An 18,439-nucleotide genomic window follows, 5' to 3' on the forward strand; every position below is an offset into this window, starting at 1 on the left:
ACTTGATGTTCCAATCGTCCGAGCCCCAAATCGCAATCATCCGTCCGATGTTCTTTCCACTCGATGAGCACCGCCGATCGGTGTCCTGGTTTTGCTCTACCTAGCACGTCACTCGTCCGCGACTGCGCTGCCGCTTGGTACACAAGAGCCCGCGAAGCTGAAGGCATACTCGCGCCCACTCGATTACGTGACCTGACAACTCGTCGGGGCTTACGGTCCCTGCATGGAGACAAACGTGGTGGTACGTCTTGGATTGGCTGTCTCGTTGCTGCTGACGGCGGGCTGCGCCGGGCACTTTCCCGCAGACCCCGAGAACACCCTCGAGGGAGTGACGGGAGGAACGATGCGGGTCGGCGCGTCGGTGAATCCGCCGTTCATCGAGGACAACGGAGAGCAGGTGGCCGGTAGCGAGGTGGACCTCGTTCAGGACTACGCGCTGACGCGCGAGGCAGATATCACGTGGGTTCGGGGAGGTGAGGAGGATCTGATGAACCGACTGGAACACGGTGAGCTGGACCTGGTGATCGGTGGTCTGACCGAGAAGACGCCCTGGACGAAGAAGGCCGGCCTGACCCGCCCGTATGAGGAGTCGACCGACCGCTACGGATCACGGCAGAGCCACGTCCTGGCAGTTCCACTCGGCGAGAACGCCTTCCTGTTGGACCTCGATACCTACCTTCAGGGTCGAAAGGAGGAGGCCCGGTGACAGGCGACTGGGGTGAATCGCGCATGCCCGAGGAGGTACACCGGACGCTCCGACGCGCGATCAGGCTGGAATGGATCACAATCGGTGTGCTGGTCATGACAGTGAGCATCATCTTCCTCGTCCTGGGGAACTCGCAGGCAATGAAAACCGCGTGGATCGAGGACATGCTGTCCTTCATCCCTCCGATCGCGTTCCTGATCGGAATCAGGGTCGCAGGCCGGCCGGCCTCACCTGACCGGCCCTTCGGACACCACCGCGCCATCGGGGTGTCGCACCTCGTTGCCGCGACAGCACTGGCCGGTATGGGCAGCTACCTCATCATCGACTCGGTGATCAAACTGCTCACTGCGGAACACCCCACCATCGGCGGTATCACAGTCTTCGGGCACACGTTCTGGCTGGGCTGGCTGATGATCATAGCCATGGCGCTCACCTCCATCCCGCCCGTGATCCTCGGGCGCATGAAACTCAAACTCGCCGAACCACTCCACAACAAGGTCCTCTTCGCCGATGCCGACATGAACAAGGCCGACTGGATGACCGGCGTCGCCGTCATCGTCGGAGTCACCGGCATCGGTTTCGGACTCTGGTGGGCCGACGCCACCGCGGCCCTGATCGTCGCGTTCTCGATCGTCCGCGACGGATTCGTGAACGTCCGCGCGGCCGTGAAAGGACTCCTGGACGCCAGGGCCACCACCTACGACGACGCCGAACCGCATCCCCTCCTGGGCAAGGTAGAGGACTACCTCAACGGACTGACATGGGCGCAGGACGCAGGCGCCCGCGTGCGGGACGAAGGGCAGGTATTCCACATCGAGGCATTCATCGTTCCAACATCAGATCAAGCCATCAGTATCGATCAGCTCGAGGAAGCCCAGGCCGGACTGAAGCACCTGGACTGGAAAATCAACGACGCCGTGGTCGTCCCCGTACACACCATCCCCGCCATGACACGCCCAATGAGCACCAAGCATCCCTAGACTGGCAGCGAAAATGGAGGCAGGGAAGGCCTCATCACCGCCTACTACATGCTGTTCCTCGCTGAGGACATCCGTTCAATGCCACGACCGAACACCTCTCTCAGCATTGTGCACCCCTGCAGCCGAACGCATTCGCTGACTGAGCTAGGACTGTCTCACCAGCCGTTCGCTCGAGGACCAGCGCCCCTGCACGTTGTGACGTGAGAACGCACGTACAGCGCAGGCGCTGTGTGCACGCATCAGCAGAAGATTCGAAAGCGTTGTCTACCGGTGCGCCAACCGCAGCCGGGGCGCCGGGGTGCCGCCGCTGGAGTGGATCAACCCACACCAGCGGCGGCTGCGGCTCTCGACACGAGGTCGTCGTAGACGCTCGGGTCGTCGGAGTCGACGACGAGGAAACCCGCGCCGGGGGACCCTTCCTGGTGCATGGTGATGCCGGGGTTATGGGTGTCGGTGCCATTGGCGAGGAAGAAGTGGGGGCTGCCCTGCACATCATCCCGATGATCGAGATAGGACTGCATCATCGTTCCGCGGGCAGCACCAGAATCGAAAAGCTGCCGCAACTGGTCGGTATCCACTCCAGGGCACTCGCCGGCGACGGCGAGGATCTCGTGGCACATGCTGATGCAGCGGCTGTCGCGCCAGAACGCCAGCCCCAACGCCATATCAAGTTCTTCGGCGGCTGCAAGGGACTGTGCTTTCGCCGCGTGCACGGCTTCATTCGCCGGAAGGCTTGTCACCGGCCACTCCGAGGGGTGACGTTGCCACGGGGTGAAGCGAAGCTCCGGTTCCAGGGCGCCGACGACGGGTATCTCAGGCTCGATAATCCTGCTGTTGAGGGCGATCTGGTTGATGTCCTCGAGGAGGAAGAGTTGCAGGTCGACCTGCAGGCGACCGGTCAGGCCGGCCGCATCCCGGGCGCGATAGAACCGATGGAGTGCGATGGTCGACCAACCACACATGATATCTGTGAACACGACGACTGTTCCGGGGGCAACATCAAGAGCCGACATGGACAGACCCTAAGCTGACCCCCGCGCCTGCTCAAGGACAGTCCGTTGACTTCTACTCCTTGACTTCCTGCCAAGGCGAAACGTGATTGAGCGTCATGGTTGAGCTTCACGGTGGGCGTCAGGGTGAGCGGTGTCGAGCGTGGTCTGCACGCATCGTGATGATGGCACTGATTAACCGGTACTCATAGACAGCTCCTTGACTCGGGTGCTCACTGTCCAGGGCCTCGTACAGCCGGTTCGCGTATATCCGCAGTTCTCGCATCGACATGCGTAAGTAATTCGGTCGCGCCTGCCCGGTGACTTCCCCGACCCGCAGGCGCAGTAGGTCCGGGCTCGATGGTGAGGTGCGTGGGCTGATGATGGGCTCCGTCAAGAACGTCGGTTGAGCCCCCTGCTAAGCAACTGGCAGGCACTCTACCCACATTTCCCTGACGACCGAAAGCCTGTCGCCGGCCTTGACGACGCCAGCTCGCCCCACTTCGACCTGCAGTGCTGAGCCGATTCCACACCTCGGGCAGGGTCGGTGAATCGCCGGACACCGAGGAAACTCTGTCTCTTAGGAGTCAAGTCTTTCATTGGATGAATCCAAAGATGCATCGGGGTGCTGTGTTCGATGAACTAATGACGACCCGCACCACATCAGACTCGCATCACCACATCACCAGGAAGGACTTTCTGTGACGCTGTCCCAGCACGAACGCAGAGCATGGAACGAGCTTGAGCGGATCCTCGCCGATGAACTCCCCCACACCCCAGCCAACGACATCACCTTCACGCCAGACCCGACGTCGACCGGGTTACTGTCGCCGGCGCTCCGCCGCACCCTGATCCTCTCCACTGTCCTCACCGCTGGAGCCTGGCTCCTGATCATCGGAGCCCTCGCCAGTCTCTTGCCCATGGCCCTGACAGGACTGATCGTCGTTTGCGTTGCCGCTGACCGCATGCACCGCCCAATGAGCCGTCAACGACACCGCCCTGAAAAAGGCCCCGCATCCCAGCAGGGTCCTGGCAGCCCCAAACGCTGACACTCGAGGACGACCGGCATGCGCCTCACCTGAAGCTTGACCCGTAAGGAAAGCGCCGACTAATGGGAGCGTCGACGACGCCGCACCCGCTTCGCGCGTGCCCATCCCGGAAGGATCACACACTGTGACTCGCACCCAGCAGATGATGACCACACACCCCCGCACCGAAGGGACGCCGGCACAGGATCACCCCGTTCTCGCTGCGATCACCGCCCTGAACGAATGCGCGCAGACGTGCACCAGCTGCACGGACGCCTGCCTAGCGGAAGAGGACCTGCCGCACATGACCGCCTGCATCCGCAGGAACCAGGACTGCGCGGACCTGTGCCGCGTCACCGCAGACATCCTCACCCGCCGCACAGACCCGAACGACACCCTGATCCAGCAACTCCTGCTGGCATGCCGCACAGCGTGCAACGCCTGCGCCATCGAGTGCGGCAAACACGACCACCCCCACTGCCGGATCTGCGCCGACACCTGCAGGAACGCGGAACTGGCCCTGAAAGACCTCCTTTAACCACCCAGCACCACCCCCACGAGGACCGCCTGAGACACCTGAACCACGATCCCGTTCAGCCGACAGGTCGGGCAGCAGGCGTGTGTGTTGAGGTTTCCGGGGGCGGGATCACTCATTCCATCGATGATGGATTGCGCGAGGTCTCGGAGTTTGATGTTGCGGCTGCTTGAGGCTTTCCTCAGGATCGAGAAGGCCTCCTCCTGACTGCAATGGTTCTGCGCCATGATGACGCCGACCGCGGTGTCGATGACGTGCCGTCCTTCCATCGCGGCACGCAGATCAGCACCGGTATCGGCCAGTTCAGCGATGCGCACGGCGATCCGAAGGGACTTCGATGCTTCCTCCGCGAAGCGGCGCGCCACACCCCGATCACGTACCGCGAAGGCGTCTGCGGTCGTGGAGTACAGGTTCAGGGCGCTGGCTGCCTCTCCCGGGAGCCGGATCGGAGAGGCGAGCACGGAGCGGACACCGAAGTCCTCCATCGCTCGCCGGTACCCGGACGACGAGGGAAGGTCGTCGACGTCCGCGATATACACCTCGCGTTCCTCACGTGCAGCAGTGAGGCACGGACCGTCATCAAACCCGTACTGGGCCTCGTCCATCCGCTGCGCGAGGTCATTACTGCTCGAGACCGTCGCAGCCCGCTTCGGACGAAGGAGCGTGATCCCGCAGAACACCTCCCCACTAGGAGAGCCGATGACCTCGACGGCGGTACGGGTGAGGAAGTCCAGGTACTCGACGATGTCGCCGCTGTCCGCGACCAGGTGATGCAATCGGGCCTGCAGCTCGTTGTCACGATCGAACGGATCCGAACCGCCTGCTCCCTCGCGATCATGGGGTGGATGACCGGAGGTCGAAGGGTCCTGCGCCATCATGAGCCTCACCAACGTCACGGACCCCGCACCGGACACCAGGAAGATTACTTTCCCTGGTCACCCCGGCGTACGAGAGTCCTCATACCGTCAACTGGACGCCGACGGATCACCCGACGCTACAGGCCCAGAGCACCTGCTAGGCGAGATTCGGCATGCCAATATGCTCACTCCTCATCAGCGCGAACCTGTTAGACCTCCTTCGGCACGCCAACCTTCCTTGCCGCGCAGGCAGTTGAAACGAAGATCAAGGCACAGCAAAGGGCACCTTTTCGTTGACCTCTGACACCCTCACGGGATTGACTCATCAGTAGGCTTACTATACGGTCAAGAAGCGGCTGGTTGGTGAGCAGGGCCGCCGCGGCGTACTGCTTCTCTGAGAATTAGGGGTGGTACGTCGCGTCGGGTCAGCCAACACAGCAACGAAGCGGTAGAGCAGGACAGGAAGCACAGTCGGCCCTGCAAATGAGGGCCCGCTCCGACACCCAAGCGATCGGGGCGTATCTTCAGGCCGCTGTTCAAGCCGATCTCCAGTAAAGGGAGTACTCCTATGAAGGCAGTAGTTTTCAAAGCACCGTACGAACTATCCGTCGAAACCGTCGACGACCCGACCATCCAGGGCCCCCTGGACGCGATCATCCGGATCACGACAGCGAACATCTGCGGGTCCGACCTGCACCCGTATGAGGGCCGCAGCGAACTCGACGCCGGCATGGTCCTCGGGCACGAGAACATGGGCGTCGTGGAAGCCGTCGGCGCCGGCGTCGACCGGATCAGCGTCGGCGACCGCGTGTCCGTCCCCTTCAACCTCGCCTGCGGAACCTGCCGCAACTGCAACAACGGATACACCTCGGCCTGCTTGCGCGCGAACCCGTCCGGGCAGCCCGGCGCCGGATACGGGTACCCGATGATGGGCCCGTACTGGGGCGGCCAGGCCGAACTGCTCCGTGTGCCCTGGGCCGACTTCAACCTCCTCAAACTGCCGGAGGGCACGGAGAACGAGAACGACTTCACGATGCTCTCGGACATCTTCCCCACCGGATACCACGCCACCGAAATGGCGATGGTCACCCCGGGGAAGTCCGTGGCCGTGTTCGGCGCCGGGCCGGTCGGCCTCATGGCCGCCCACAGCGCGTTCCTGCGCGGAGCGTCCCAGGTCTTCGTCGTCGACAAGGAACCGGACCGGCTCGCCCTGGCCGAGCAGATCGGTGCAACCGCCATCAACTTCGCTAACACCGACCCTGCAGAGGCGATCATGGACGGCACCGACGGATTCGGTGCCGACTGTGGTGTCGAAGCTGTCGGGTTCCAGGCCCACGACCACCACGGCGAGGAACACCCCGAAATGGTCCTCGACAACCTCGTCAAGGTCGTCCGAGCCACCGGGCACATCGGCGTCGTGGGTGTCTACGTCCCCGAGGACCCGAAAGCCGCGAACGAGGACGCCCAGCAGGGGCGGATCGGTTTCAACTACGGCGAAGCGTTCACCAAGGGCATCAGCATCGCCGGCGGCCAATGCCCGGTGAAGAAGTACAACCGGGAACTGCGGGACCTGATCATCCGCGGACGGGCGAACCCGTCCTGGATCGTCTCCCACGAACTCTCCCTCGACGACGCCGTGGACGCCTACTCACGGTTCGACAAGCGCGAAAACGGCTGGACGAAAGTCCTCCTCCACCCCTGACACATCCACCTGCACCGAGTGAGAGGAAAAACGACCATGAACAGCATTCCCTCAAACGGCGGTGACGCCGCTGACTCTGGTGCTGGTCCAGGCGGAGGCGGATCGGCGGGCTGGGCCTTCTCCGACGAGGAGGCAGCCCGTGACGCGGGGCTGATCCCGCCGGATCCTTCCACCCATGCGGCAGCCGCCGGATCCGACATGGACGAGATCGTCACCGGCTCCTCGGACGAGCCCGCCGATGAGCCTGACGCCTCCTCGAGAAGGGGATACGGCAGCCCGGGTAGCGCCGCAGGGTAGGACGCGAGCCAGGACGACGGGCCCACGGGGAAAAACGGAGAGAGGCAGGGGGACCGCTCGACGGGACGAGGATCCGGGATCGGTCCTCGAAGAGTCCTGTCCTCGTGATGAGGTGGGGCCGTCAGACGCCCCTTACCGGGCGGCCGTGCGCAAGGACCTCTCGTCGCACGGTCGCTCAGGCCGGTCGCGCTAGATGGTAGGGCTTATTTGGCGAGGAAGGTGATCAGGGCCTGGTTCCATTCGTCCGGGTGGCTGACGTTGCAGCCGTGCGGGCCATTTTTGATGACGTGGAGGTCGCTGCCCAGCAGGGTTGCGTGGGTGCGCTGCCCGGAACCTTCGAACGGCACGGTCGCATCCGCGTCGCCGTGCAGAACCAGGGCCGGAACCGTGACTTTGAGCAGATCATCGCGGAAGTCCGTTGTCCCGAAGGCTTTCATGCATGCCAGGGCTGCCTTCTTGTCGGCCTGCCGGCACAGGTCCAGGGCGGTCTGACGCTGGGCCTCGGTGACCTTCAGCTCCCCGTTGGCGGAGAAGAAGTCGGTGGTGAACCCGTCGTAGAACGACTCCTGATCCTTCGTCAGATCCGCGGTCATGCCGGCGGCGGCTTCCTTGGTGAGGGGTCCGTCCGGGTTGTCTTCACCCTGCATCATGAATGGCGGGACGGCGGAGGCGAAGACGACGCTGCGGATGCGTTCCGGGCCGTACTTGGAGAAGTAGCGGGCCACTTCTCCCCCCACCCATGGAGAACCCGACCAGGGTCACATCCCGCAGGTCGAGCTCCTCGAGCAGGGCCTGAAGATCCTCGGTCAGCGTGTCGTACGTGTACCCGGTCATCGGCTTGTCACTGCGGCCGAACCCACGCCGGTCATAAGTGATCACCCGGTACCCGGCAGCCTGCAGTGCAGGGACCTGGTTCTTGAAGGCCTCCCCGGACAGCGGCCATCCGTGGATTAGAACCACGGGACGCCCGGTTCCACCGGTGTCGTCGACGTGGAGGTTGGTGTTCTTGAACAAACCGTGATGAGCGACGATTTCCGTCATAGGGATATCTCCTTCTGATGCTTTGTGCTGTCGGTGATGCGCAATGGCCGCGCGTTACTACCCTAGATATTCGTCAGCATGCTGTCCTTTGAATGAGTGCGGTTGCCAGAGGGCTGTTCATGCTGAACCACGGTGGCGGGCGCCTGTGCTGTATATCAATTGCGCCACTCCTCAGCTTGCCGTCAACAAGTCGATGGCGGCGCTTCTTAGGCCGCTTGCTGCCTCTCAGTAGGTCCGGTAGTGGCTATGCGGTATGCCGTAGCTATATGACTCGACGACGCCTGATGCACTGGTGCCCTGAGTTCGTGGGGCAGTGGTAGCGAAAGGTTTGCAGTTGTTGAGGGCGCCTGGTGGTTATCGGTCGAAGTGTGTGTCCGGTTCTGTCTGGCCGATGTTAAGCATGACGACTTCTGCGACGTCGCGCAGTTTCAGGTTCCGGGCACTGGAGGCCGCTTTGAGGATAGTCATGGCCGTGTCGTGGGTACACCTATTTTGGGCCATGATGATGCCAGCGGCTACCTGGATCGCGGTCCGTGATTCCATGGCCGTGTGGAGGTGCCGGTTCGCCTCTGACAGGTGGGCGATACGAACCGCCATGCGCAGGGACTTGGATGCTTCGCGCGCCATGTCCCCAGCGGCATTGACTGCTTCGTCATCGAAGGCCGCCACATGAGTCGAGTACAGGTCCAGGGCCGCGGCAGCTCCTCCGTCCAGCGGGATCGGTGTCGCGACAGCTGAGCGGAGCCCATGATCACGGACCGCGGCGCTGTACTGACCGAAACGCGTCTCAGCATGAAAGTCGGTGACGACGTACACCGTGTTCTTGCGGGCTGCTCGCAGGCACGGCCCGTCGTCGAACCGGTACTGCACTTCGTCCATCAACCGGGCACGGTCACTGCTACTTCCCACGGTCGCTTTGGTTCTGGGCCGCAGGAGCGTCACCGCCGCTAGTACCTCATTGCCAGGTACTGAGAAGAGGCGTGCTGCTTCCTGGGCGAGACCGGTCAGGAACGCGTTGATGTCGTCACTGTCCAGGACGATGTCCTGGAGGACGTTGGAGAACGGCGGAAGGCCGGCAAGGGTCGAGGGCGTCAGCGGGGCGTGCATACGGGTATCGCTTTCTGGGGTTGACAGCACACCACAAAAGCTTGTGGAGGCGCCCGCTGCTGAACGACCTCTACAGTACAGTCACCCCGCCCGAATACCTTGATAACCTAGCTACCTGCTGGTTCCCCGCTCAACCCCTGAACACCTCACAGGTTGTATGGCGCCCATGATCAGCGAAGCGGAGCGCAGCCACTGTCGTGGGATGTGGTTGCCGCAGCCCAGGTACCCGGAGTGCACCCGGTAGGCTGAGCGTTGAGCGCGGATCGGCTGGAAGCCTGTTTGGTTCTTCACCCGTCGAACGTCAAAGAGGATTCAGGTACACGTGATGAGCAGTGAATCGACGCTTGGCAGCTCCGATGCGGTGGATGTAGCAGGTGCCATCGCCCAGGAACTCAGTGATCTTGCCCGTGATCTTCAGGGAGAGTCGGACACCGAGCACATCCTCGATGACATCGTGCAAGCAGCCATTCGGCTGATACCTCACGCCGCTGAAGCATCAATCAGCCTCGTCATGGCGCGCCGCACCGTGGAAGCGCATGCAGCCTCCAGCGATCTTCCCCGCGATGTGGATGCCGTGCAGACCGAAACACGACAAGGGCCGTGCATCGATGCAGCCTTCCGGGAGACCCTCGTCCGGGTGCCGGACATGAGCAAAGAGTCCCGGTGGCCGAAGTTCGCCGAGCGGGCCTGGGACCTGGGCGCCCGCAGCATGCTGTCCTTTCAACTCTTCGTCGAAGACGACAACCTCGGCGCCCTGAACGTGTATGGCAGCGACGTCAACGTGTTCGATGAGGACAGCGAACAGATCGGCCTGCTCGTAGCCTCCCACGCGGCGGTCGCGTTCTCTGACGCACGACAGATTGAGCAACTGAACTCGGCTCTCGTGAGCCGGGATCTCATCGGTCAGGCCAAGGGCATTCTGATGGAACGGCACAAAATCTCCGCTCAGCAGGCCTTCACCCGCATCTCCACCGTCAGCTCGAACACCAACACCAAACTCATCGACGTCGTCCGTCACCTCGCCAGCAGCGGAGAGCTTACCGCCGGTGAACCGTCCCGAAGCCGCCAATAGGTCAGCGGCCCGACAGAAGCCTGCGGAGCAACAGCCTCGACGTGCCACGGATCTCCCCCTCGACTTCATCCTTCAACCCCGCTGCTGAACTTGAAGGAGAGGCCCACGATGTCTTCGGAGTCAGAGATTCAGGAGTGACGTTGCTTATGCGAATATTCGTCTGCTTCCTCCCGCACCTTGCGTTCTCTCATGGAGGGCGCAGACCTGATCCGGGCCTATAGACCTGCGATGCCGTCAGTAGTGAGGGAAGGGAGGGTAGGTGTAGCCGGCGCCCCAAAACGGTCCGAGACTGTAATATCCGTTCCTGCGGTCAGCGTGGTGGGTCCGCGTCGTTCTGGTACCCCGTCCGATCCGGCTCGTCCGATGCTCGTGCCGTGTGCGGCTGGGACGGATAAGCACCACTATCGATGGGGTGGTCAGCATCTGGCCGAGTAGCTCGGTCGCTGGGGTGGATTTCCGTGCTGTCACCCCCGTCCTGATCAGTTGCGTCCCCATCAGCAGCGTCCTGTGTAGCACCGTCCTGGTCGACGGTGGTCTTGATCGCCGAAACAAAATCTTCCGGTGGGGGTGCGATCGAATCGATGCCGGGCTCCTGATTAGAGGTTGGGTCCGGCGGGATGATCCCCGCGTCCCGGGCTGCTGCCTCATCAGAGAAGGGCCAACCCTGGGAATCATATTTCGACGCCATATTCGTGCCTTTCTCCTGCTTTTCTTTTGAGCTGCTCATCGTTCCTTGGGCTCCTGCCGCCGCGCAACCATTTACTCCTGATGCTTTGCTGTTGCAGCCTGCCCCAGGACCGGGCGGAATGTCTCGTCATGGATCCTCCGGTCGTCAGTCGCAGCGGGTTCCACGACGCTCACTACGAGGTGCAACAGGAAAACAAGAGGAACAAGGGGCTTACTTCTCGCACTGGTCGAGACAACCATGGGATGCAGGCTTACGTTCGCGATCGAGGAACCTCGCCCGCAATGTCGGCCCGTCCTGTCACACCCGCAAAGTGTGGCCAGAGGCTGCGATATCACGTGAACACCATATGGAGGACGAAATGCCAGTTCGTGCCAGAGACATCATGACCGGCGGCGTGGAATGCGTCGGGGAACGGGAAACCCTGGAACAGGCAGCCCGAAAGATGAAGGATCTTAACGTCGGGTCCCTACCCATCTGCGGTGAGGACCAGCGCCTCAAGGGAATGATCACAGACCGCGACATCGTCGTCAGGTGCATTGCCGACGGTGGTGACCCGAAAACGGTGACTGCCGCTGATCTTGGGCAGGGCAAACCTGTGACCATCGGAGCCGATGACGAGATCGACGTGGCCATCATGACCATGCAGGAACATCAGGTACGACGGCTTCCGGTCATTGACGGACACGACCTCGTCGGCATCCTCACCCAAGCCGACATCGCCCGGAACTTCCCGGACGAGCGAGTCGGGGAACTGGTTGAGTTCATCTCCTACTAGAACCCGCACCTGCACCCGCACAAACATCAATATCCCCGGAAGAAGGGGTGGATGACGCAGAAGGACCGCGCAGGAGGTCTGCGCAGGAGAAAGGAATGTGATGGCCGTCTGTGACACCTGCGGCAATGACTACGACAAGATGGTTGGGTCCCCGGGTAGGAGTCCAGTGGTTGTGTGAGTTTCGCATCCGATAATGGGTGCAGGAGGAGATTCACGAATCATGGCACGCAGACACACCCCGGAGCAGGTCATCGCGAAGGTCCGGCAAGGCCAGAAGATGCTCAATGACGGCCGGCCGATGGTCGAGGTCATCAAGGAACTCCAGGTCACCGAGGCGACCTGGTACCGGTGGCTGAACCAGTACGGGTCCGAGAAGAACGCCGAGACCTCGAAGCGGACCAGGGAGTTGGAGAAGGAGAACGCACGGCTGAAGAAGTTGCTGGCCGACCAGATCCTCGCCAACGACATCCTCAGCGAGGTGGCGAAGGGAAAATTCTGAGCCCCGAACCCCGACGCCGTGCCGTGCGCATGGCGCAGGAGAAGTTCGGGGCGTCCGAACGCTTCGCCTGTAGGGTGCTGGGCCAGAACAGGTCCGCGCTGCGCAAGGGCCGCCCGGAGACCAGCTTCGAGGAAGCCCAGTTACGCGCCGATCTGCGGTCGGTCGCGGTGAAGCATCCGGCGTGGGGGTGGCGGAAAGCCCGGTGGCACCTGCTCACCCAGCCACGCTGGGACGGGGCGGTGTTGAACACCAAGCGGATCCGCCGACTCTGGCGCCTCGAGGGGCTGACCTGCAAGCCCAAGGCGAGGAAGAAACGCAGGACAGGGCCCGGCGCCGGGGAACACAAACGCCTCACAGCTCAGTACCCGATGCATGTGGTCAGCTTCGACTTCCAGTCCGACGTGACCTCCTGCGGCCGGCATATCCGGTTCTTCAACGTCATCGACGAATACACCCGCACCGCCTTGGCGATCATCCCGCGCCGGTCCTTCACCGCCACGGACGTCGTCGCCGTGTTGGAGGACGTCATCGCCGAAACCGGGATCACCCCGACCTACGTGCGCTCGGACAACGGACCCGAATTCACGGCCGCCGCCCTGACCGCCTGGTGCAACACGGCCGGGGTGGGCACCGCGTTCATCGACCCCGGATCACCCTGGCAGAACGGGTTCGCGGAGTCCTTCAACGCCCAATTCAGACGGGAACAACTCACCGGAGAAATCATCGACACCATGGCCGAAGCCAGCTACCTCGCCCAGGAATGGAAGGACATTTACAATCATGAACGGCCCCACGGATCCCTCGACGGAATGACACCCTCGACATACTGGAAACGCTGGACCGCAGACAACCAACGAGCTATCGCATAGCCACTGGACTGCCAACGGGGACCCAATCAAAGACGTTCATGGTCACCCGGGGTTCGAAGACTTGGACCTTTGATAGTTTCGAGTGCGCGGTCCAAGCTGTGGCACCAGTGTGTGAGCACTGCGGGTGCCGGATCCTCGGGCACGGCATCGAAGCGGGTCAGAGCATCTACTGCTGCGCTCACTGCTCCCGACAAGAAGCAGCCACAGGGGCAGAAGATCGCGTGTAAGTAGCAATCGCACCGGCACCGGTGACACCGGGACGCACCACCCAGTCCGCATCCACTCGTGCACCTGGCGCTGGACAAGTTACTCACCGAACAGCCCTGCTGGCCTCATCACCCCCAACTCAGCTGACCAGGCCAGCCACAGAAAGGGAGGTAAGCGATGACCGAGTTGCAGAAGACGTCGGCGACGTCGGCGAGAACCTACCGCCTAAGCCCTACGCAGGTGTCAGGTGAATGCGCACAGCTCGTCATCAACCTCGCAGCGCAGATGATGCGCTTACCGCCCAACACCACCTCCAAAAATTTTGAGGGCAACAGCATCTCGACAGGGAAGGTACTCCCTGTTCACGGACAGCACCGCCAGGAGGATCTTGTGCAAACCCTTAGCGCTCTAGGGCTCCTGCACCTCAACGCGACGCAACACAGCCTCACCGTTGAAGGAATGCGCACAGCAGCAGCCCTTATGTCCAAAGCACTCTGACCAGCCACGCACTGACCAGGGCTCCAGCACCACACCGACAAAAGGACTTGATGACCACCCCTGACACTTCCCGCACCAACCATCCCCTACCAGCTTCGCAACCGTCACCGGTAGACCCGTCGGTCATTCTCGATCGCGCCGCCGCCCAACCGCACACGGTGAACATCGCTGGTACCTTCCCCTCACACCGCACCTCATCCGCATCGCCTCCAGCTAACGCACCCGATTCGGACAACCTGCAGTGGAACCCTGCCGAACCGAAGTACCTCATGGAATACCACCCCGCTGACGGGTATTGGTGGCTGACCATCGACCTACCAGCGGGGCAGTACGACTACAAAGTCACCATCGACGGGTCCTGGGAGGAGAACTACGGGGTGCGAGGGATGCGCAGCGGCCCGAATATCAGCCTCGAACTACCCATCGCTCAGAGAGTCACCTTCCGCTTCGACTACGACACCAAAATCATTGAAACCACAGAACTCGATAGCCCCACCACGCCCCGACTGGCACCCATCGACCAGTAACACCAAGTAACCCTCGACCGATCGTGCATCGTGGCCGACCTCAAAACCGCTTCAAGCGCGTCTCGAAAAGCTAAAGCTTTACAAGACACCCAAATAGGCCAAGCATCGCAACCACTTCCCGGGAAGCAAGGGCTTCACTCTGTCTTGCTAAGTAGCCTCGCCGTGTTTCGTTGTAGAAGTGCCTGTTCTCTGGATTTTCGAGTCAGGATGACGGATGAGGCAGCTCGGATACCCGACTTTCAGGGCAGTGTGGTTAGACGACTCCGAGTGCGAGCATGGCGTCCGCGACCTTCACGAATCCGCTGATGTTCGCGCCGGCGACATAATTGCCCGGCACCCCGTACTCGTCGGCCGTCGCGGCACACCGGTCGTGGATACCCACCATGATCTCCGCGAGGCGCTGTTCGGTGTGCTCGAAGGACCAGGAATCACGGCTGGCGTTCTGCTGCATCTCCAGGGCCGAGGTCGCGACACCGCCGGCGTTGGCGGCTTTGCCCGGTCCGAAGAGGACACCGCCCTGCTGGAAGACCTCCACCGCCTCAGGGGTGCAGGGCATGTTCGCCCCTTCCGCGACTGCGAGCACCCCAGACCGGATGAGCGACCCGGCAGCGGCTTCGTCGAGTTCGTTCTGCGTGGCGCAGGGCAGTGCGACCGTTGCCCCTACATCCCAGATCGAACCACCGGCCACGAAATGGGCACCCGAACCCCGCCGGTCGGCGTACTCGGAAATCCGTCCGCGCTCATGCTCCTTCACCTCGCGCAGCAGCCCTACGTCAATTCCGGCCTCGTCTACGACGTAGCCGGTGGAGTCGGAACAGGCCACCACCGTCGCACCGAAGTGCTGTGCCTTGGCGATGGCGTGGACAGCGACATTGCCCGCGCCGGAGACGATGACGCGCTGTCCCTCGAAGTCGAGCCCCTTGGTCCGGAGCATCTCCTGGGCGAACAGGACCGCGCCGTACCCGGTCGCTTCCGGGCGGACCAGGGACCCGCCCCAGCTGATCCCCTTACCGGTCAGCACACCTGATTCATACCGGTTCGTGATCCTCTTGTACTGCCCAAACAGGTATCCGATCTCCCGGCCGCCGACACCGATGTCCCCGGCCGGCACATCGGTGTACTCGCCGATGTGCCGGTACAGCTCCGTCATGAAGGACTGGCAGAACCGCATCACCTCGGCGTCCGACCTGCCCTTGGGGTCGAAGTCCGAGCCGCCCTTGCCTCCACCGATGGGCATCCCGGTGAGCGCGTTCTTGAAGACCTGTTCGAAGCCGAGGAACTTCACGATCCCCAGGTACACCGAAGGGTGGAACCGCAGGCCGCCCTTGAAGGGCCCCAACGCCGAATTGAACTGCACCCGGAAGCCCCGGTTGATCTGCACCGTCCCGGCATCGTCGACCCAGGGAACCCGGAAGATGGTCTGCCGCTCGGGTTCGCACAGCCGCTCCAGGACGGCCGCGTCCACGAACTCGGGGTGTTTCTTCAACACCGGACCCAGCGAGTCGAACACTTCGACGACGGCCTGATGGAACTCCGTCTCACCCGGATTACGCCGGAACACCTGGTCGCGAACAATAGACAACGCTGAATCCATGAAACTTCCCAATCTTGAAAACGAAATCCTCTGCAGAACTAAGGACAAGCACCTTCCTGCCCGGTCCGCAGGACGAGAGGCTGCAAGCCAGCAGGCCGTGAGTGCCCCTACATCTTAGAGGCCGCTCAGGGTAATCCACAGAGGTTTACCCCAGGGCGGCGCAATTACTGACTGACCCGCACGGTTCACGGAGCAAACGATTACAGCATCTCTGTTCTTCTATGTTTCGGTTTCCCTGTGACCGCGGTGCGGCCGATGCCTGCGCCTTGGTCGCCTCAGGACGCCTCAGTCACTCCCGGCATACTGAGATAGCGATACACCGTCGCCCGGCTAGCACCGATGATTTTCCCGATATCAGCCGGTGCCAGCCCTTGGGCTTTCAACTCCTGAGCGCGTCTGACCTTTGCATGATCGGTAGTCACTTCCCGCCGACCGGCCTTCCGTCCGTGTTCGGCGGCCGCGGCCATGCCTGCCCTGGTGCGTTCGGCGAGTTGGTCGCGCTCGAGCTGCCCGAAAGCGGACATGACGGTCAGCATCGCCCTGCCCATCGACCCGGTGGTACTGATTCCTTCGGTGACGCTCCGGAAGTGCACTCCCCTACGCTCCAGGTCATCGATAAGAGCCAGCAGGTTGCGGGTGTTGCGTCCCAGCCGGTCCAGCTTCCACACCACGACCTCGTCACCCTTCCGCAGGTGATCGAGCAACTTGTCGAGCTCCGGCCGACTAGCCGTAGTCCCGCTCACGCCGTGGTCGGTGAAGATTCGATCACAGCCCGCTGCGGTGAGTGCGGCATGCTGCAGATCCGCGTTCTGCTCCAAGGTACTGACCCTGGCATATCCGACACTTCCCATCCTCATGCTCCTCACACTCATCAAAGGCCTAGTTCTCCTTTGATGAGAATACCCGGCTTGAGACACATTGCTGAGACGAGATCGACTCACAAAAGTCAGCGTCAACGCTGAGTACGCCTCGACCGGTCCGGACCTTGCTGGCCCGTCTGGTTAAAGGATTCTTTGCTGAGAATGGAGATCGGCAGTGACGATGGCAGCATTTATCGACCGCTACGGGAGTAACTGGGACACTCTTCGCGGAGGGTAACGGCCTTGTTGCTGTGCGTTGACATGACGGAAGAGTGCGTTGATCCTATTGGGACGGTGGCAGTTCCCGTCGTGTGACCAGCACCGGCACGCGAGTCATCCCTGTGCTTCACCTCGGGCTGTGCCGTCATCCATAACGGATTCAACGGTGAATCGAGGATCATGATGAACAAGTGGCAACGAGCCTCAGCCCTGGCCATGGCCAGTGCTGCGACCTTCACCGGTGCGGTTCCAGCATCGGCAGCAGCCTCAACCGGCGCCTCTGTGTACAAGCAGCTTGGGTGCGTGGACTACGGCTACGTCGAGGTGTGTGGGACGATCCACTCCACCATCACGGTAGTCAACACCCCCTCAGGGCATGTGGTCATGCGCGGCAGCACCCGCTACGACACGACGACGACGTTCGATGAGGGCTATTCATACTCGACAACAGGCTCCATGCGGTCCCACCTGTTGAGAAAGGACGATCAGAACGCCGTCTATTACGACCAATTGACCGAGACCCTCGTCGACCCGAACCTGGGTACCTGCACAGCAGTCATCGACGTGCACTACGCCGCCGGCGAGTTCCAATTCGAACAACGCAGCTTCGAGTGCGTGTAGGGACCTACCTGGCAGTCGAATCCGATAGTTCGGTCGAATAATCTGCTGAGTAGCTTGTTCAACGGTGAGGTTCGTGCGTAATGCCCGGCGTCCCCAGCCGCACCAGGGCATCCGCATCATCCCTCCCAGGAGTTTTTCTAGGAGGGGCTTCTAGGGCAGGGTGCAGGTTACGGAGCCGTGGTCGAACTTGGACTCGTCGCGGAATTCCTCAGGATAGGGCTTAGGCACAGCAACATCCTTCCAGTCCTGCCTTCCGGCAAGCCAGATCAGATGTCACCTATCGGTGCAGCAGACCCCCTTGTTTAGTAAGACTTACGCAGCCCACTGCCGTAAGTAGTCGGCGTGCTCACGCCAGGGCAGAGTGAGCAGTTCGAGGATAGTGCGCATGTAGTCCTGCTCCCCTGCCGGTTCGTAATTCCAGTCCATAGTCTGCACATGCGCGACCAGGCGCTGTTTTGCAATGCAGTCGGCGATGACCCTCTCCGGGCTCTGGTTCATGTTGTGACAGGCCAGCGGATCCAGCAGCAGCTCGTGGCCGGCGACGTCGACGGACCGGCCGGCGTCGGCCGCGTGGCAGTTCCGGGTATGGGCACCGAGGATGCCGCCGGCTCCTGGGTCGTGGAATGCCTGATAAGCGAGGTCGTGGTCCTCCGCGATGCGGGCGAGGATGAAGGCGGCGAGCTCGTCCATTCAGTGAGCCTACGATCCGATGCTGTAAGCAATCTGCCAGCATCCCGTGCCGTCTCCGCGTCAAAGCGCTAATCAGCG

The 18,439-nt window shown here is 62.0% G+C and carries 19 protein-coding genes and 1 pseudogene; 12 read left to right on the top strand and 8 right to left on the bottom strand.

Annotation, left to right across the window (positions count from 1 at the left end; all coding sequences use genetic code 11):
• Positions 1 to 223 precede the first annotated feature (223 nt).
• Both AC1MFI_RS04215 and AC1MFI_RS04220 read left to right on the top strand, forming a co-directional pair.
• Positions 224 to 706, top strand: coding sequence for a transporter substrate-binding domain-containing protein (locus AC1MFI_RS04215; protein WP_479819887.1), 483 nt, complete (start codon positions 224 to 226; stop codon positions 704 to 706).
• The gene (locus AC1MFI_RS04220; protein WP_479819888.1) at positions 703 to 1,686 is read left to right on the top strand and encodes a cation diffusion facilitator family transporter; all 984 of its coding nucleotides are present in this window, start codon (positions 703 to 705) and stop codon (positions 1,684 to 1,686) included. The genes AC1MFI_RS04215 and AC1MFI_RS04220 overlap by 4 nt, the downstream gene beginning before the upstream one ends.
• Positions 1,687 to 2,003: 317 nt before the next feature.
• Here AC1MFI_RS04220 and AC1MFI_RS04225 read toward each other — a convergent pair whose 3' ends face one another.
• On the bottom strand, positions 2,004 to 2,699 hold the full coding sequence (locus tag AC1MFI_RS04225) for a DsbA family oxidoreductase (RefSeq protein WP_479819889.1): 696 nt from the start codon (positions 2,697 to 2,699) through the stop codon (positions 2,004 to 2,006).
• Between the two features lie 677 nt (positions 2,700 to 3,376).
• On the opposite strand from AC1MFI_RS04225, the gene AC1MFI_RS04230 reads away from it, so the two are divergent.
• Both AC1MFI_RS04230 and AC1MFI_RS04235 read left to right on the top strand, forming a co-directional pair.
• Positions 3,377 to 3,724 carry a DUF3040 domain-containing protein gene (locus AC1MFI_RS04230; RefSeq protein ID WP_479819890.1) on the top strand — a complete coding sequence of 116 codons (348 nt, stop codon included), beginning with the start codon at positions 3,377 to 3,379 and terminating at the stop codon, positions 3,722 to 3,724.
• A gap of 124 nt (positions 3,725 to 3,848) precedes the next feature.
• On the top strand, positions 3,849 to 4,241 hold the full coding sequence (locus tag AC1MFI_RS04235; RefSeq protein WP_479819891.1) for a four-helix bundle copper-binding protein: 393 nt from the start codon (positions 3,849 to 3,851) through the stop codon (positions 4,239 to 4,241).
• On the opposite strand, the gene AC1MFI_RS04240 is transcribed toward AC1MFI_RS04235, so the two are convergent.
• The gene (locus AC1MFI_RS04240; RefSeq protein ID WP_479819892.1) at positions 4,238 to 5,116 is read right to left on the bottom strand and encodes a GAF and ANTAR domain-containing protein; all 879 of its coding nucleotides are present in this window, start codon (positions 5,114 to 5,116) and stop codon (positions 4,238 to 4,240) included. The two genes, AC1MFI_RS04235 and AC1MFI_RS04240, sit on opposite strands and share 4 nt — an antisense overlap.
• A gap of 547 nt (positions 5,117 to 5,663) precedes the next feature.
• On the opposite strand from AC1MFI_RS04240, the gene AC1MFI_RS04245 reads away from it, so the two are divergent.
• A complete protein-coding gene (locus AC1MFI_RS04245) occupies positions 5,664 to 6,797 on the top strand; it encodes a glutathione-independent formaldehyde dehydrogenase (RefSeq protein WP_479819893.1) in 1,134 nt (377 codons plus the stop codon).
• Positions 6,798 to 6,833: 36 nt separating this feature from the next.
• Positions 6,834 to 7,094, top strand: a complete 261-nt coding sequence (locus AC1MFI_RS04250) for a hypothetical protein (RefSeq protein ID WP_479819894.1) — start codon at positions 6,834 to 6,836, stop codon at positions 7,092 to 7,094.
• Between the two features lie 203 nt (positions 7,095 to 7,297).
• Here AC1MFI_RS04250 and AC1MFI_RS04255 read toward each other — a convergent pair.
• A pseudogene (locus tag AC1MFI_RS04255) lies at positions 7,298 to 8,135 on the bottom strand (alpha/beta fold hydrolase).
• 354 nt (positions 8,136 to 8,489) lie between these two features.
• Positions 8,490 to 9,242 (bottom strand): ANTAR domain-containing protein, encoded by a 753-nt coding sequence (locus AC1MFI_RS04260; RefSeq protein ID WP_479819895.1) that lies wholly within the window; start codon positions 9,240 to 9,242, stop codon positions 8,490 to 8,492.
• Between the two features lie 325 nt (positions 9,243 to 9,567).
• Here AC1MFI_RS04260 and AC1MFI_RS04265 point away from each other — a divergent pair, with 325 nt between their 5' ends.
• Complete coding sequence (locus AC1MFI_RS04265; RefSeq protein WP_479819896.1) at positions 9,568 to 10,314, top strand: GAF and ANTAR domain-containing protein; 747 nt, start codon at positions 9,568 to 9,570, stop codon at positions 10,312 to 10,314.
• A 310-nt stretch (positions 10,315 to 10,624) separates the two neighbouring features.
• On the opposite strand, the gene AC1MFI_RS04270 is transcribed toward AC1MFI_RS04265, so the two are convergent.
• Positions 10,625 to 11,041 (bottom strand): hypothetical protein, encoded by a 417-nt coding sequence (locus AC1MFI_RS04270; protein ID WP_479819897.1) that lies wholly within the window; start codon positions 11,039 to 11,041, stop codon positions 10,625 to 10,627.
• A gap of 307 nt (positions 11,042 to 11,348) precedes the next feature.
• Here AC1MFI_RS04270 and AC1MFI_RS04275 point away from each other — a divergent pair, with 307 nt between their 5' ends.
• The 4 genes from AC1MFI_RS04275 (at position 11,349) to AC1MFI_RS04290 (ending at position 14,377) form a co-directional block, all read left to right on the top strand.
• Positions 11,349 to 11,777, top strand: coding sequence for a CBS domain-containing protein (locus AC1MFI_RS04275; protein ID WP_479819898.1), 429 nt, complete (start codon positions 11,349 to 11,351; stop codon positions 11,775 to 11,777).
• Between the two features lie 220 nt (positions 11,778 to 11,997).
• Positions 11,998 to 13,145, top strand: a protein-coding gene (locus AC1MFI_RS04280) for an IS3 family transposase (RefSeq protein WP_479817562.1) whose coding sequence is annotated in 2 segments (ribosomal slippage) — positions 11,998 to 12,271 and positions 12,271 to 13,145 — 1,149 coding nt in all. Because the reading frame shifts where the segments join, the coding sequence is not laid out codon by codon here.
• Between the two features lie 384 nt (positions 13,146 to 13,529).
• A complete protein-coding gene (locus tag AC1MFI_RS04285; RefSeq protein WP_479819899.1) occupies positions 13,530 to 13,850 on the top strand; it encodes a hypothetical protein in 321 nt (106 codons plus the stop codon).
• A 50-nt stretch (positions 13,851 to 13,900) separates the two neighbouring features.
• Complete coding sequence (locus tag AC1MFI_RS04290; RefSeq protein WP_479819900.1) at positions 13,901 to 14,377, top strand: pullulanase X25 domain-containing protein; 477 nt, start codon at positions 13,901 to 13,903, stop codon at positions 14,375 to 14,377.
• A 253-nt stretch (positions 14,378 to 14,630) separates the two neighbouring features.
• Here AC1MFI_RS04290 and gdhA read toward each other — a convergent pair whose 3' ends face one another.
• Together gdhA and AC1MFI_RS04300 are read right to left on the bottom strand one after the other, a co-directional pair.
• Positions 14,631 to 15,971 carry an NADP-specific glutamate dehydrogenase gene (gdhA, locus tag AC1MFI_RS04295; protein WP_479819901.1) on the bottom strand — a complete coding sequence of 447 codons (1,341 nt, stop codon included), beginning with the start codon at positions 15,969 to 15,971 and terminating at the stop codon, positions 14,631 to 14,633.
• Positions 15,972 to 16,246: 275 nt separating this feature from the next.
• Entirely contained in the window at positions 16,247 to 16,843 is a 597-nt protein-coding gene (locus AC1MFI_RS04300) for a recombinase family protein (protein ID WP_479819902.1), read from the bottom strand.
• A gap of 387 nt (positions 16,844 to 17,230) precedes the next feature.
• Between AC1MFI_RS04300 and AC1MFI_RS04305 the strand changes: the two genes are divergently transcribed.
• Positions 17,231 to 17,671 carry a hypothetical protein gene (locus tag AC1MFI_RS04305; RefSeq protein WP_479819903.1) on the top strand — a complete coding sequence of 147 codons (441 nt, stop codon included), beginning with the start codon at positions 17,231 to 17,233 and terminating at the stop codon, positions 17,669 to 17,671.
• A 312-nt stretch (positions 17,672 to 17,983) separates the two neighbouring features.
• Here AC1MFI_RS04305 and AC1MFI_RS04310 read toward each other — a convergent pair whose 3' ends face one another.
• The gene (locus AC1MFI_RS04310) at positions 17,984 to 18,361 is read right to left on the bottom strand and encodes a DUF6221 family protein (protein ID WP_479819904.1); all 378 of its coding nucleotides are present in this window, start codon (positions 18,359 to 18,361) and stop codon (positions 17,984 to 17,986) included.
• Between the last annotated feature and the right edge of the window lie 78 nt (positions 18,362 to 18,439).

The organism is Arthrobacter sp. BC5, assembly GCF_056680255.1.

What these genes read in the sequence shown, in the direction of transcription:
- AC1MFI_RS04215 (WP_479819887.1), top strand. Translation starts at nt 224, where the DNA reads ATGGAGACAAACGTGGTGGTACGTCTTGGATTGGCTGTCTCGTTGCTG.
- AC1MFI_RS04225 (WP_479819889.1), bottom strand. Translation starts at nt 2,699, where the DNA reads ATGTCGGCTCTTGATGTTGCCCCCGGAACAGTCGTCGTGTTCACAGAT.
- AC1MFI_RS04240 (WP_479819892.1), bottom strand. Translation starts at nt 5,116, where the DNA reads ATGATGGCGCAGGACCCTTCGACCTCCGGTCATCCACCCCATGATCGC.
- AC1MFI_RS04245 (WP_479819893.1), top strand. Translation starts at nt 5,664, where the DNA reads ATGAAGGCAGTAGTTTTCAAAGCACCGTACGAACTATCCGTCGAAACC.
- AC1MFI_RS04250 (WP_479819894.1), top strand. Translation starts at nt 6,834, where the DNA reads ATGAACAGCATTCCCTCAAACGGCGGTGACGCCGCTGACTCTGGTGCT.
- AC1MFI_RS04260 (WP_479819895.1), bottom strand. Translation starts at nt 9,242, where the DNA reads ATGCACGCCCCGCTGACGCCCTCGACCCTTGCCGGCCTTCCGCCGTTC.
- AC1MFI_RS04265 (WP_479819896.1), top strand. Translation starts at nt 9,568, where the DNA reads ATGAGCAGTGAATCGACGCTTGGCAGCTCCGATGCGGTGGATGTAGCA.
- AC1MFI_RS04270 (WP_479819897.1), bottom strand. Translation starts at nt 11,041, where the DNA reads ATGAGCAGCTCAAAAGAAAAGCAGGAGAAAGGCACGAATATGGCGTCG.
- AC1MFI_RS04275 (WP_479819898.1), top strand. Translation starts at nt 11,349, where the DNA reads ATGGAGGACGAAATGCCAGTTCGTGCCAGAGACATCATGACCGGCGGC.
- AC1MFI_RS04285 (WP_479819899.1), top strand. Translation starts at nt 13,530, where the DNA reads ATGACCGAGTTGCAGAAGACGTCGGCGACGTCGGCGAGAACCTACCGC.
- AC1MFI_RS04290 (WP_479819900.1), top strand. Translation starts at nt 13,901, where the DNA reads ATGACCACCCCTGACACTTCCCGCACCAACCATCCCCTACCAGCTTCG.
- gdhA (WP_479819901.1), bottom strand. Translation starts at nt 15,971, where the DNA reads ATGGATTCAGCGTTGTCTATTGTTCGCGACCAGGTGTTCCGGCGTAAT.
- AC1MFI_RS04300 (WP_479819902.1), bottom strand. Translation starts at nt 16,843, where the DNA reads ATGAGTGTGAGGAGCATGAGGATGGGAAGTGTCGGATATGCCAGGGTC.
- AC1MFI_RS04305 (WP_479819903.1), top strand. Translation starts at nt 17,231, where the DNA reads ATGATGAACAAGTGGCAACGAGCCTCAGCCCTGGCCATGGCCAGTGCT.
- AC1MFI_RS04310 (WP_479819904.1), bottom strand. Translation starts at nt 18,361, where the DNA reads ATGGACGAGCTCGCCGCCTTCATCCTCGCCCGCATCGCGGAGGACCAC.